Source organism: Pseudomonas sp. LBUM1640, from assembly GCF_059716225.1.
The window spans coordinates 273317-287055 of sequence record NZ_CP166816.1; the positions used below are offsets into that span (position 1 = coordinate 273317).

Below are 13739 nucleotides of genomic sequence, written 5' to 3' on the forward strand. Positions count from 1 at the left end.
GGAGTGCCAAGCGCGCCCACGATTTTGGGGCTGCTATGCAGCCCCGCGGGAGCAAGTTCCCTCGCCACAGTCGGGGCCTGCTCCCGGCAAATTAATGGGCGAGAAACTTGCTCAAAAACTGCTTGGTTCGTTCTTCCTTCGGGTTGGCAAACAGCGCCTTGGCTTCGCCCTGTTCGACGATCACGCCCTTGTCGAAGAAGACCACCCGGTTGGCCACATCGCGGGCGAAGCTCATTTCGTGGGTGACGATGACCATGGTGCGGTTTTCTTCGGCCAGGCTGCGGATGGTCGCCAGCACTTCGCCGACCAGTTCCGGGTCGAGGGCCGAGGTGGGTTCGTCGAACAGAATCACCTCCGGCTCCATGGCCAATGCACGTGCAATGGCCACACGTTGCTGCTGGCCACCGGACAAACGTCGCGGATAGGACGCTTCCTTGCCCGCCAGGCCGACCCTGGCGAGCAGCGTGCGGCCCAGTTCGGTCGCCGCTTCGCGTGGCATCTTCTTGACCACGATCGGGCCTTCGATGACGTTTTCCAGCGCGGTGCGGTGCGGGAACAGGTTGAAGTTCTGGAACACAAAGCCCACGTGCTGGCGCAAGCGCCGCACCAGGCCTTGTTGCTGGTTGAGTGGCTTGCTGCTGTCGATCTCGATGTCGCCCACCTTGATGCGGCCGCTGGTGGGTTCTTCGAGGAAGTTCAGGCAGCGCAGGAAGGTGGTCTTGCCGGAACCGCTGGGGCCAATGATGGCGACGACTTCGCCTGCCTTGACCTCAAGGTCGATCCCGTTGAGCACCACCTGACCCTTGAATTGTTTGGTCAGTTTTTCAACCACGATCATGCTTCAAGACTCCAGGTCATGCCGGTTGACCCGGTCTTCCAGGCGATTTTGAAAATGCGCCAGGATGCTCGCCAGGATCCAGTAGATCAGGGCAGCGGAGAGGTACATGGTGAAGATTTCGAAGGTGCGCGCAGACACCAATTGAGCCTGGCGGAACAGCTCGGGCACCTGAATGGTGGCGGCCAGCGCGGTGTCTTTTACCAGCGAAATAAAACTGTTGCCCAGCGGCGGCAATGCCGTACGCATGGCCTGCGGCAGGATGGCCCGGCGCAGGGTCTGCGCGCGGGTCATGCCGATACTGGCTGCAGCTTCCCACTGGCCGCGCTCGATGGAGCTGATCGCGGCGCGCAGGATTTCACAGGCATAAGCGGCCATGTTCAGCGAGAAGCCGATCATGGCGGCCGGGATCGGATCCAGCTCGATGCCCACTTGCGGTAAGCCGTAGTAGATCAAAAACAGCTGCACCAGCAAGGGCGTGCCGCGAAAGAACGACACGTAGACGCGGGCGATCCAACTGACCAATTTGAAGCGCGACAGGCGCATCAACGCCAGGCCGAAGCCCAGCAGCAAGCCGAAAAACATCCCGCCAAGGCTAAGGATCACCGTGTAGTACGCGCCCTTGAGCAGAAAGGGCGCGGAGTCCAGCGCGAGTTGAAAACCTGCTTCCATTATTGAGTGACGTCAGCGTTGAAGTATTTCTCGGACAGCTTCTTCAAGGTGCCATCGGCGCGCAGCTTGTCGAGGGCCTTGTTCACCGCATCGAGCAATTCAGGCTCGCCTTTGCGCAGAGCAATACCGGCTTCCTGACGGGAGAAGGCATCACCGGCTGCAGCGGTGTCCGGGGCTTTCTTGGCGTATTCCAGCGCCGCCAGGCGGTCGATCAGGATGGCGTCGATACGGCCGATGCGCAGGTCCTGGAACTTGGTTGGGTCATCGTTGTAAGTCTTGATGATGGCTTTGGGTTGGTTGTCCTTGAGCCATTGTTCGTAGTTGGTGCCCAGGCCGACGCCGACTTTTTTGCCGGCCAGGTCGTCGGCGGTCTTGATGGCGTCGACGTTTTTCTTCAGCACCAGTGCCTGGATACCGGAAACGGTGTAGGGCTTGGAGAAGTCGTACTTCTTCTTGCGCTCTTCGGAGATGGTCACTTGGTTGACCACTGCGTCCAGGCGCTTGGATTCCAGGGCCGCGAGGATGCCATCCCAAGGAGTGGCTTGCAGCTTGACCTTCACGCCCAGCTCCTTGGCCAGCGCTTCGGACAGCTCGACTTCGAAACCGCTGAGCTTGCCGCTTTCATCGACAAAGCTGAACGGTGGATAGGTGCCTTCCAGGCCGATCTTGATCTCGCCGGCCTTCTTGATGTTGTCCAGCTGCTCACCAGCGATTGCTTGGCCCATCAGACCAGCACCGAGTGCCAAGCCTAATGTGCCAACCAGCAACGTGCGACGAAATACAGAAATAGTCATGAAGAGCCCCTGTGTTTTTATGTTGAGCGAAGCAGGTGACGCAGTAGTCGTATCCTGCCTTAAAGCGCGAAGCGCGTCTTCGCCTTCGGCGCGACTATAAAGCCAGTTTCTAAGACTTGAAAATAATATAAATCTAATTTGTTATGCTTTTCTAGAATATGCCATCAATCCAATGTGGGAGCGGGCTTGCTCGCGAATGCGGTGTGTCAGTCACCGGATGTATTGGCTGACACTCCGTATTCGCGAGCAAGCCCGCTCCCACATGTGGTCCGTGTTCAGTCCGTTAGAACAGAGTCATAAGCAAACAACGCTGGCGCCCCGCCGGTGTGCAGGAAAATAATCGGGCCCTGCTCAAACCGCTGCCGCCCGATGCCATCCAGCAAGCCGGCCATGGCCTTGCCAGTGTAGACCGGGTCCAGCAGCAGGCCTTCCTGGCTCGCCAATAGCTTGACCGCGGCCAGGGTGCCGGCGTTCGGTTCGCCGTAACGCGGGCCGAAATATTCGTCCCACAAAATCACTTTGAAGGCCTCGGGGATATCCACACCCAGCAGCTCGGCGGTGCGTTCAGCCAAGCCCTGCACTTTTGGGCGCTGGGCTTCATCGGTGCGCGACACGGTAATGCCGATCACCGGCAGATTCGGCAGCACTTCACTCAACGCCAGGGCGAGACCGCTGTGGGTGCCCGCGCTGCCCGAGGCCAGTACCACGGCGGCAAACTCAATACCGCTGTCTTCGATCTGCCCGGCCAGTTCCAGCCCGGCCCGTACATAACCCAGCGCGCCCAGTGCATTCGAGCCGCCGATAGGCACCAGGTACGGCTTTTTACCGTTGCTGCGCAGGCGGTCGGCGAGGGCGTTGAGTTGGTCGTCGACATTGTCGAGGTTCTCGACCAATTCGACTTTGGCGTCAAACAGTTCCAGCAACAGGCGGTTGCCGTTGCCCAGGTAGTTCGGGTCTTCGGTGCCGGTGGGGTTCTCCAGCAGGGCCACGCAACCGAGGCCCAACTTGGCGGCCAGCGCAGCGGTTTGGCGCACATGGTTGGACTGGATGGCGCCGGCGGTGACCAGCGTATCGGCACCTTGGGCGATGGCGTCGGCCGCCAGGTATTCGAGTTTGCGCAGCTTGTTGCCGCCCATGGCCAGCGGTGTGGTGTCATCGCGTTTGACGTAGATGTCCCTGCCCAGCCAGGCCGACAGCCGCTCGAGTTTTTCCAGGGCAGTGGCGCCGCCCAGCAGTTCCAGGCGGTTAAAACGGTCGAGCTGTTGTTTGATCATGGCGACGCACGGTGGCTAAGTGATTGGGCGACTATAGGCAGGCACTTTTCATCGGGCAACCGCCAATCGCTTATTCCGTATGGTTCTTTGCATCGCATCATTGGTTCTTAAGGGCGGCCTGGGTGCATAACGTAAAGTGATCGCCATATCGTCAGGAGTGAATACCGTGAGTGAGCGTTCCAGCCATTGGCAATTGCAGACCATCGTCAGCCAGCTGCGCGGCGCCCGAGACCAGTGGCGCACGCGCAATGGCCGTTTGAGTGGTGAGCACGGCGGCCGCGAATTGCCGTCGCGTGAGGCGGTGGCGCAGATTCTTGAGTCGCTGTGCGGCGCGCTGTTTCCAATGCGCCTGGGGCCGGTGGACCTGCGTGAAGAAAGTGAAGATTTTTACGTCGGTCATACCCTCGACGTCGCCTTGAATGCCCTGCTCGGCCAGGCGCGCCTGGAGCTGCGCTACGCCGCACGCCAAGGCGGCCAGGATGACAGCGAGGTCGACGCCCTGGCCATCCGCTTGATCCAGGATTTTGCCCTGGCGTTGCCTTCCCTGCGCAGCCTGCTGGACACCGACGTATTGGCCGCCTACCACGGCGACCCCGCCGCGCGCAGTGTGGATGAGGTGCTGCTGTGCTATCCGGGGATTCTGGCGGTGATTCACCATCGCCTGGCGCACCATCTGTACCGCGCCGGGTTGCCGCTGTTGGCGCGGATCAGCGCGGAGATTGCGCACTCGGCCACCGGCATCGACATTCACCCCGGCGCGCAAATCGGCCCCAGTTTCTTTATCGACCACGGAACGGGTGTGGTGATTGGGGAGACCGCGATCATTGGCGAGCGGGTACGCATCTATCAGGCCGTGACATTGGGTGCCAAGCGCTTCCCGGCGGATGAAGATGGGCAGTTGCAGAAGGGCCACCCACGCCATCCGATTGTTGAGGATGATGTGGTGATCTACGCCGGGGCGACGATCCTGGGGCGGATTACCATCGGCAAAGGTTCGACGATTGGCGGCAATGTGTGGCTGACCCGCAGTGTGCCGGCGGGGGCAAATATTACCCAGGCGAATCTGCAGCATGAGGATGGGGCACAGAAGTAGTCCTTGAGCCAGGCGCCGATCAACTGTGGGAGCGGGCTTGCTCGCGAATGCGGAGTGTCAGTCAACAGATGCGTCGGCTGACCCACCGCTTTCGCGAGCAAGCCCGCTCCCACATGTTTGATCGCATTCCAATTTCGAACCGTGTTTAACGCGGAAATCGCTGAACGTTTTGCCTTCTCCATACGTCATACCAATCCTTGAGCTAGTGTAGGAATTACCTACCACTCAGCCCTGCGATTAGTCCCAGACCGCCTATCCATGTTTAACTTGAATGTTCGTTCAAGTTAAACCGGTGGTTCGCTGCCCGCTCACAACAGGAGGCTTACCTTTGCTGAGTCCGTTATTTACAGCCACATTCAACACCCTCGGGGTGCATCGTTCATGAGTGCATCGTCCACCCCATCCAGCGGCATGGTGCGCATGAATGCGCCCGTTTTCTACTTTGCCGCCAGCTTCATCCTGCTCTTTGGCATCACCGTCATCGCTATCCCGCAACAGGCCGGTGCCTGGCTGCTGGCCGCGCAAAACTGGGCGGCCAACACGGTCGGCTGGTACTACATGCTCGCGATGACGCTGTATCTGGTCTTCGTGGTGGTCACCGCGCTATCGGGCTACGGCAAGATAAAACTCGGTGCCGACCACGACGAGCCCGAATTCAGTTACCTGTCCTGGGCCGGCATGCTGTTCGCCGCAGGGATCAGCATCACGCTGTTTTTCTTCTGTGTGTCCGAGCCGCTGACGCACCTGGTGCAACCGCCCCAGGGCGCGCCGATGAATGCCGATGCCGCCCGCCAAGCCATGCAGATTCTGTTTCTGCACTGGGGCCTGCACGGCTGGGGCGTGTTCGCGTTTGTCGGCATGGCGCTGGCGTATTTCGCTTACCGGCATAACCTGCCGCTGGCGCTGCGCTCGGCGCTGTACCCGCTGATCGGCAAGCGCATCAACGGGCCTATCGGCTATGCAGTCGATGGCTTCGGCATCATCGCCACGGTATTCGGCCTGGGCGCTGACATGGGCTTTGGCGTGTTGCACCTCAACTCCGGGCTGGATTACCTGTTTGGCATTGCCCACACCCAGTGGATCCAGGTCGGCCTGATCACGCTGATGATGGGCGCCGCGATCCTCGTCGCCGTCGCCGGTGTCGACAAGGGCGTGCGGGTGATGTCCGACATCAACATGCTGCTGGCCTGTGCGCTGTTGCTGTTTGTGTTGTTCGCCGGGCCCACCCAGCACTTGCTCAACACCTTGATCCAGAACATCGGTGACTACCTCGGCGCCTTGCCGACCAAGAGTTTCGATGTGTACGCCTACGACAAACCCAGCGACTGGCTGGGCGGTTGGACGGTGTTCTACTGGGCCTGGTGGATTGCATGGTCGCCGTTCGTGGGCCTGTTTATCGCGCGTATTTCCCGTGGCCGGACCATCCGCGAATTCGTCTTCGGCGTGCTGCTGATCCCGCTGGGCTTTACGCTGGCGTGGATGTCGATCTTCGGCAACAGCGCCATCGACCAAGTGCTCAACCACGGGTTGACCGCCCTCGGCCAGTCGGCCATCGACGATCCGTCGATGAGCCTCTACCTACTGCTGGAAACTTACCCGTGGAGCAAGACGGTTATCGCGGTCACGGTGTTTATCAGCTTCGTGTTCTTCGTCACCTCGGCGGATTCCGGCACCGTGGTGCTGTCGACCCTGTCGTCCAAAGGCGGTAACGCCGATGAAGACGGGCCCAAGTGGCTACGCGTGTTCTGGGGCGCGATGACTGCACTGGTGACCAGCGCGTTGCTGTTTGCCGGCAGTATCGACTCGCTGAAATCCGCGGTGGTGCTGACGTCGTTGCCGTTCTCGCTGATCCTGCTGCTGATGATGTGGGGGCTACACAAAGCGTTCCACCTCGAATCGCAAAAGCAAATTGCCCAGCTGCATTCGCTGGCACCGGTGTCGGGCTCCCGCAAGGGCACCGGCGGTTGGCGCCAACGTTTGAGCCAGGCGGTGCATTTCCCATCGCGCGATGAGGTGTACCGGTTCCTTGAGACCACGGTGCGCCCTGCCATCGAAGAAGTGACGGCGGTGTTTGTCGAAAAAGGCCTCAACGTCGTCACCCAGCCCGACCCGTCCAACGACAGCGTCAGCCTGGAAATCGGCCACGGCGAAGAGCACCCGTTCGTGTACCAGGTGCAGATGCGCGGCTATTTCACGCCGTCCTTTGCACGCGGTGGCATGGGCTCCAAGCAGCTCAACAATCGTCGCTACTATCGGGCGGAAGTGCATTTGAGCGAGGGCAGCCAGGACTACGACTTGGTGGGCTACACCAAGGAGCAGATCATCAACGACATCCTTGACCAGTACGAGCGGCACCTGCAGTTCCTGCACCTGGTGCGCTAGCCTCCTGTGCTCGCCCGCGATTGATCGTTCCCACGCTCCGCGTGGGAATGCCGCCCGAGGCGCTCCGCGCCCCTCTGTTGGCGCAAGGTTCAAGCCCTGCGCGCGGGTGACGCGGAGCGTCACGGTATGCGTTCCCACGCAGAGCGTGGGAACGATCATGCTCGGTGTTTGAGAGACACCGTGTTGACTGCATCGCGGGCAAGCCCGCTCCCACAAAAAAAGCCCGCAAAGCCCCGTTCTACGGGGCTTTCTTAAATTTAATTTCATTCGTTCAAGCCCCGGTTTGACGCGGAACTGTCATCTGGCCACTGCGTAATTGTGTGAAGCGTTTGACGCTTTCATTTCAGAACAGTGACGGAGACCGGTAACAATGAAGACGTTAATAAGCCCCGTGGTGGGTGTCGCCATGGCGAGCTTTATGCTGTCCGCCCACGCCGATTTTATCGATGACAGCCACGCCGATGTGACCCTGCTCAATCGCTATCTCAATCAGCAGGGCCGTGATGTGGTCAACAGCAACGCCAAGGCCCACAGCGTGCGTGATTGGGGCCAGGGTTTCGAGTTCAACTTCAAGTCTGGCTACACCGATGGGCCGGTCGGTTTTGGTCTCGACTTGCAGGCGTTCTACGGGTTGAAACTGGACTCTGGCGGTGACCTCAACGACAAGGATCACCAAGGCCGCTACCCCGGCAGCATGTTCCCGCTGGATAACGGCAAATCCGCCGACCAGTTCGGTGTGCTCAGCCCCACGTTCAAGATGCGCTTTGCCAAGGATGAGCTGCGCGTGGGCACGCTGTACGGCAACAACCCGGTGCTGGCCAACACCGACGGCCGCCTGTACCAGCAGACCAACACCGGTGTGCAATTGGTCTCTAAAGACCTCACTGATTTCACCTTCACCGGCGGCGATATCTTCAAGACCAAGATCCGCAACGAAACCGGCGACCAGGGCATGATCACCGCCGGCGGCACCAAAGAAAGCGACCGCTTCCTGTTCGGCGGTGCGGACTACACCGGCATCCAGAACACCACCGTCAGCCTGTGGTATTCCAACCTTGAGGACTACTACCAGCAGTTCTTCCTGGGGGCCAAGCGCCACGACGCGGTGTCCGTGGGTGCGTTCGACACGGATGTGCGCGTATTCCGCAGCCTGGGCGTGGGCGCCAACGCCGATGGCGACAAGGACTTTGCCGGGGCTGGCCTCTACGGTGACGGCACCAGCAAGGGCCGCATCAACCAAACCACCGCCAGCGTGCTTGAGAGCTACAGCCTGGACGGTCATACCGTCGGCCTCGGTCTCCAGAAAAACAGCGGCGACAGCGACTTCCCCTACCTGGATTCCGGCCTGAACAGCGGTGACGCGCGCCAGGGCCCAGGCTCGGGTGCCGACACACCGGCACTGACCAACATGCAGTTGAACAAATTCCAGCACGCCGGCGAACGCACGTGGCTGGCGCAGTACAAATATGACTTCGGCAAGCTCGGCCTCACCGGCCTGTCGTTCTCTGCGGCCTACGCCCACGGCGATGACATCCGCACGGCGCAAGGCACCACCAGCGAGTGGGAACGTAACATTGCAGTGGCCTACCAAGTACCCACCGGCACCCTCAAAGGGCTTGGCGTGACCTGGAAAAACGCGCACGCCAGCCCGGACATTACCGGTGCCACCGTGCAAGATGAAAATCGCTTTTATGTCAGCTATGTCGTTCCACTCTGGTAGGAAATTGCTGTAAAAGAGAAGGGCATAGTTAAGCGATTCAGCGGGTTAAAAGGCCTGGGAATAACCTTATTCCCAGGCCTTATTTGCCCTTAGCCCAGAGAGGATTCGATGACGTACATTGCTGCCGAAAACCGCTATGAATCTATCCCTTATCGCCGCGTAGGCCGCAGCGGATTGGTGCTGCCTGCACTGTCCCTGGGGCTGTGGCACAACTTTGGCGACAGCACCCCGATCGACACCCAGCGCGCCCTGCTGCGCACCGCGTTCGACCTGGGGATCAACCACTTCGACCTGGCCAACAACTACGGCCCGCCCTACGGCAGCGCCGAGATCAACTTTGGCCGTTTGCTGCGTGAAGACTTCAAGCATTACCGCGATGAATTGATCATCTCCAGCAAAGCCGGCTGGGACATGTGGCCCGGCCCTTATGGCCAGGGCGGCGGTTCGCGCAAATATGTATTGGCGAGCCTGGACCAGAGCCTGCAACGCCTGGGCGTCGACTACGTGGATATCTTCTACTCCCACCGTTTTGACCCCGACACCCCGCTGGAAGAAACCGCCAGCGCCCTCGCCACTGCCGTGCAACAGGGCAAGGCGTTGTACATCGGTATCTCGTCGTATTCCGGCGTGAAAACCCGCGAAATCGCCGCCTTGCTCCAAGAGTGGAAAGTGCCGCTGCTGATTCACCAGCCGGCTTACAACCTGCTCAACCGTTGGGTGGAAAAAGACCTGCTGGACACCACCGAAGACCTCGGCGCCGGGGTGATTGCGTTCACGCCGCTGGCCCAGGGGTTGCTGACCGACAAGTACCTCAATGGCGTACCGGCCGATGCGCGGGTGAATCGCCCAGGTGGCGGCTCGTTGCAGGCCAAGCACTTGTCCGAAGCCAACATCGCCCACGTGCGCGCGCTGAATGAAATCGCCAAGCGTCGTGGCCAGAGCCTGGCGCAACTCGCCCTGGCCTGGACCCTGCGTGACCCACGGGTGACCAGTGCGCTGATCGGTGCAAGCCGGCCAGAGCAAATCATTGAAAACGTCGGTGCGTTGAAGAACTTGAGCTTCAGTGCCGAAGAGCTGGCAGAGATTGATCGGTTTGCGCAGGAAGGCGGGATTAACCTGTGGGAAAAACCCTCCACCGCTGAGTAACCCATCAGATCGTTCCCACGCTCTGCGTGGGAATGCCTCCTGTGACGCTCCGCGTCACGGCTCTAGAAGCAGACGCAGAGCGTCGTGGGCTGCATTCCCACGCAGAGCGTGGGAACGATCTATGTGGGAGCGAGCAAGCCCGCTCCCACATTTTTGATCTTCATTAATGCAGAGGCTGTGCTTGGCTTAGAAGGGTACGTCGCCCAGAATTGTCGCCCGGTGCATCACCCGCCGCTGCGGCCGGTAATCGTCCACCGCGTAATGCTGCGTCACGCGGTTATCCCAGAACGCTACGTCGTTCTCCTGCCAGCGCCAGCGGATGGTGAATTCTGGCCGCGTTGCATGAGCAAACAACAGCTTGAGGATGGCTTCGCTTTCGGCTGGCTCCAGCTCGTTGATCCGGGTGGTAAACCCATCACTGACAAACAGCGACTTGCGCCCGCTCACCGGGTGCGTGCGCATCACCGGGTGCGACAGTGGCGGGTTTTTCTTGCGGGTTTGTTCCCAGCGCGCCAGGTCTTCGGCGGTGTTGCCAAAGCGCTCCAGCGGGAACGACTTGGTGAAATCGTGAGTCGCCGTCAAGCCATCGAGCAAGCGCCTGAACGGCTCCGACAACGCCTCATACGCCGCAATCCCACTGGCCCACAACGTGTCGCCACCAAACGCCGGCAGCAGCTTGGCGCTGAGCACCGCGCCGAGGGCTGGAGTGGGCAGGAAGGTCACGTCGGTGTGCCACACCGCGTTGTCGCGCACATCGGTGACGGCGGTGTCGAGGATCAGCACTTCAGGCTGTTCCGGCACGTTGGGGTAGATCGGATGAATGTGCAGGTCACCAAAATTTGCCGCGAACCGCGCCTGTTGCTGCGCGGTGATGGCTTGGCCACGGAAGAACAGCACAGAGTGGGTGAGCAACGCCTGTTCGATGGCGTCACGGTGTTCAAGGCTCAGCGCTTGGGTGATATCGACGCCACTGATCTGGGCGCCCAGTGCGGTGCTTAATGGCGTAACGGTCAGGCTGCTCATGCTGTTCTCACTCAATGTGCCTGGCCATGCCAAGGCACCAGTTTACGCTGCAGGGCACGCAGGCCCATTTCCATGGCGAAGGCGATCAGGGCGATCACCAGAATACCCAGCACCACCACATCGGTGACCAGGAACTGCGCCGCCGACTGCACCATAAAACCCAAGCCGCTGGTGGCCGCGATCAGTTCGGCGGCGACCAACGTCGACCAGCCCACACCCAGGCCGATGCGTACACCGGTCAGGATATCGGGCAGGGCGCTCGGCAGGATCACATGGCGAATCAGTTGGGCACGGGTGGCGCCCAACGACTGCGCGGCACGCAGCTTGGCCGGGTCGACCGTGCGCACGCCGGTCGCGGTGGCGATGGCGATAGGCGCGAAGATCGCCAGGTAAATCAGCAGCACCTTGGACAGTTCGCCGATGCCGCACCAGATCACGATCAACGGCAGATAGGCCAGGGGCGGAATCGGCCGGTAGAACTCGATCAGCGGGTCGAGAATGCCACGTGCGATGCGGTTGGAACCGATGGCGATGCCCACCGGCACGGCGGTCAGCACCGCAAAACCGAGGCCCAGGCCGATGCGCTGCAGGCTTGCGCCCAAATGCTGCCACAAGGTGGAATCCATGTAGCCCGTCGTTGCCAGCAGCCAGCCTTTTTGCAGCACGGCGGACGGTGGCGGCAGGAACAACGGCTCGATCAAGTCAGTGGCGGTCACCGCCCACCAGATCGCCAGCAACGCGACCAAGGTGAGCACGCTGATCCAGCGTGTGCCCAGGCTGCGGCGTACCGCAATAACCGCGTGCGCCACCGGCTTGGCGGCGGTGGCGGGGAGTTCGTAGCTGCTCATGCGGACACCTGCCGTTGCGAGAACACTTTGCCCAGCACGTGTTCGCGGGTTTCGATAAAGCGCGGGTCGGATTTAATCGCGCGTGCCGATTCACCGGCGGCGTAGCGCTGGCCGAAGTCCAGGTGCAGGCGCTCAACGATCTGGCCCGGGTTCGGTGCCAGCAAGATTAAATCGGTGGCGAGAAACACCGCCTCTTCGATGTCGTGGGTAATCAGGAACACCGGCTTGGCCGTGCGCCGCCACACTTGCAGGAGCAACTCCTGCATTTGTTCGCGGGTGAACGCATCGAGGGCGCCGAAGGGTTCGTCCATCAGCAACACACGCGGGTCGGCCGCCAGGGCGCGGGCCAGGCCCACACGCTGCTTCTGGCCACCGGAGAGTTGCCAGATACGGCGGCTGTCGAAGCCGGCCAGGTCGACCAGGGCGAGCATTTCCTTGGCGCGCACTTCGCGTTGCGCTTTGGGCACGCCGGCCAGCTCAAGGCCGAAACCAACGTTGGCCAGCACGTCCTGCCAGGGCAGCAGGGCGTCGTCCTGGAACACTACGCCGCGTTCGGCGCTGGGGCCTTTGACCGGCACGCCATCGAGGGTGATGCGCCCGGCAGACGGTTCGACAAAGCCGGCAATCAGGTTCAACAGCGAAGTCTTGCCACTGCCGGACGGGCCGAGGGCCACCAGCAATTGCTGGGGCCCAAGGTCCAGTGAAATGTCAGACAGTACCGGTTCTGTGGCGCCTGGGTACTGTGCGCTGATGCGCTCCAGTTGTAGCAAGGCCATCGCAATGAACTCCTGAATCAGTGAGTGATGAACTTGGCGCTGACGTACGGGGCGTAGTCGGGCAGCACGGCGTCGACCTTGCCTTGTTCTTTGAGGAACGCGGCGGTGTCAGTCACAGCCTTGGTGGTCGGTGCGCCCAGCAGGGTCACTTGGTCAGCGGCCAGCGGGTAGACGTTGCCTTGCAGCAACAGTGGGATATCGCTGGCCTTGGCGCCGGAGAGCTTCACCAGCTTGTCGACGTTGCCTTTGTCGGCGAGCCAGGCTTGTGGGTCTTTGCGGTACGCGGCGTACGCATCCAGCGTGACCTTGGCGAAGGCGGTGACGATTTCCGGGTGCTTCTCGGCGAAGTCTTTACGCACGATCCAGGCATCGAAGGTCGGCGCGCCGAACTTGGCCAGTTCGCCGGAGGTGATCAGCACCTTGCCGTTTTCCTTGGCCACACCCAGGGCTGGGTCCCACACGTAGGTGGCGTCGATGTCACCGCGCTTCCAGGCAGCGATGATTGCCGGTGGCGCGAGGTTGAGGATCGTCACTTTCGACGGGTCGATGTTCCAGTGCTTCAGCGCGGCCAGCAGGCTGTAGTGGCCGGTGGACACGAACGGCACGGCGATTTTTTTGCCGATCAGGTCCTGCGGGCTGTTGATTCCTGAACCGTTGCGCGCCACCAAGGCTTCGGCGCCGCCGATCTGGGTGGCGACGAGGAAGGTTTCCACTGGGACTTTGCGGGTGACGGCAGCGGTCAGCGGGCTGGAACCGAGGTAGCCGATCTGCACGTCGCCGGAAGCGATGGCGGCGATGATGTCGGCGCCATTGTCGAATTTGCGCCAGTCGATCTTGGCGTTAGTGGCTTTTTCATACGCGCCGTCGGCCTGGGCGACTTTCGCCGGGTCCACGGTGGTCTGGTAAGCGATGGTGACATCCGCCGCCTGGGCAAAAAGGCTGGCACCGGCCAGGGACAATGCGGCCAAGAGGCGCAGAGGGGTTAAACGTTTCAAGGGGAAGCTCCTCAATCAGGCGGCCGAGGGTCGGCGTGTGAGGAGACTAAATGATCTAAGAATCCGAAAATAAATAACTTTTTCGAATTAGCTTATGAGGGGAAGTAAGCGCGAACCTCGAATCCGCATAGGCCAAATGTGGGAGCGGGCTTGCTCGCGAATGCGGAGGGTCAGTCACTAA

The 13739-nt window shown here is 60.9% G+C and carries 12 protein-coding genes; 4 read left to right on the forward strand and 8 right to left on the reverse strand.

Going from position 1 to position 13739, the window contains the following annotated elements:
- Positions 1 to 91: 91 nt before the first annotated feature.
- From tcyN to ACA065_RS01160, 4 genes are all read right to left on the reverse strand, one after another.
- The gene (tcyN, locus tag ACA065_RS01145; RefSeq protein WP_497692968.1) at positions 92 to 838 is read right to left on the reverse strand and encodes an L-cystine ABC transporter ATP-binding protein TcyN; all 747 of its coding nucleotides are present in this window, start codon (positions 836 to 838) and stop codon (positions 92 to 94) included.
- Positions 839 to 841: 3 nt separating this feature from the next.
- Positions 842 to 1507: a cystine ABC transporter permease gene (gene tcyL, locus ACA065_RS01150; RefSeq protein ID WP_106577395.1), complete on the reverse strand. Its 666-nt coding sequence runs from the start codon at positions 1505 to 1507 to the stop codon at positions 842 to 844.
- Entirely contained in the window at positions 1507 to 2301 is a 795-nt protein-coding gene (gene tcyJ / locus ACA065_RS01155) for a cystine ABC transporter substrate-binding protein (protein WP_497692969.1), read from the reverse strand. Before tcyJ ends, tcyL begins: the two co-directional genes overlap by 1 nt.
- A gap of 275 nt (positions 2302 to 2576) precedes the next feature.
- Positions 2577 to 3575 (reverse strand): D-cysteine desulfhydrase, encoded by a 999-nt coding sequence (locus tag ACA065_RS01160; protein WP_497692970.1) that lies wholly within the window; start codon positions 3573 to 3575, stop codon positions 2577 to 2579.
- A 166-nt stretch (positions 3576 to 3741) separates the two neighbouring features.
- On the opposite strand from ACA065_RS01160, the gene epsC reads away from it, so the two are divergent.
- From epsC to mgrA, 4 genes are all read left to right on the forward strand, one after another.
- On the forward strand, positions 3742 to 4668 hold the full coding sequence (gene epsC, locus ACA065_RS01165) for a serine O-acetyltransferase EpsC (RefSeq protein ID WP_497692971.1): 927 nt from the start codon (positions 3742 to 3744) through the stop codon (positions 4666 to 4668).
- Positions 4669 to 5088: 420 nt separating this feature from the next.
- Positions 5089 to 7050, forward strand: coding sequence for a choline transporter BetT (gene betT, locus ACA065_RS01170; protein WP_497695279.1), 1962 nt, complete (start codon positions 5089 to 5091; stop codon positions 7048 to 7050).
- 370 nt (positions 7051 to 7420) lie between these two features.
- Positions 7421 to 8770, forward strand: coding sequence for an OprD family outer membrane porin (locus ACA065_RS01175; RefSeq protein WP_497692972.1), 1350 nt, complete (start codon positions 7421 to 7423; stop codon positions 8768 to 8770).
- Positions 8771 to 8878: 108 nt separating this feature from the next.
- Positions 8879 to 9916, forward strand: a complete 1038-nt coding sequence (mgrA, locus tag ACA065_RS01180; protein WP_497692973.1) for an L-glyceraldehyde 3-phosphate reductase — start codon at positions 8879 to 8881, stop codon at positions 9914 to 9916.
- A 186-nt stretch (positions 9917 to 10102) separates the two neighbouring features.
- On the opposite strand, the gene tauD is transcribed toward mgrA, so the two are convergent.
- Genes tauD through tauA form a run of 4 tightly spaced genes read right to left on the reverse strand, consistent with a single transcriptional unit; the run spans position 10103 to position 13558 of the window.
- Positions 10103 to 10939, reverse strand: coding sequence for a taurine dioxygenase (gene tauD / locus ACA065_RS01185; protein ID WP_497692974.1), 837 nt, complete (start codon positions 10937 to 10939; stop codon positions 10103 to 10105).
- A gap of 11 nt (positions 10940 to 10950) precedes the next feature.
- Positions 10951 to 11787: a taurine ABC transporter permease TauC gene (tauC, locus tag ACA065_RS01190; protein ID WP_497692975.1), complete on the reverse strand. Its 837-nt coding sequence runs from the start codon at positions 11785 to 11787 to the stop codon at positions 10951 to 10953.
- Positions 11784 to 12563 (reverse strand): taurine ABC transporter ATP-binding subunit, encoded by a 780-nt coding sequence (tauB, locus tag ACA065_RS01195; protein WP_497692976.1) that lies wholly within the window; start codon positions 12561 to 12563, stop codon positions 11784 to 11786. Before tauB ends, tauC begins: the two co-directional genes overlap by 4 nt.
- Positions 12564 to 12580: 17 nt before the next feature.
- Positions 12581 to 13558, reverse strand: coding sequence for a taurine ABC transporter substrate-binding protein (gene tauA, locus ACA065_RS01200; protein ID WP_497692977.1), 978 nt, complete (start codon positions 13556 to 13558; stop codon positions 12581 to 12583).
- Between the last annotated feature and the right edge of the window lie 181 nt (positions 13559 to 13739).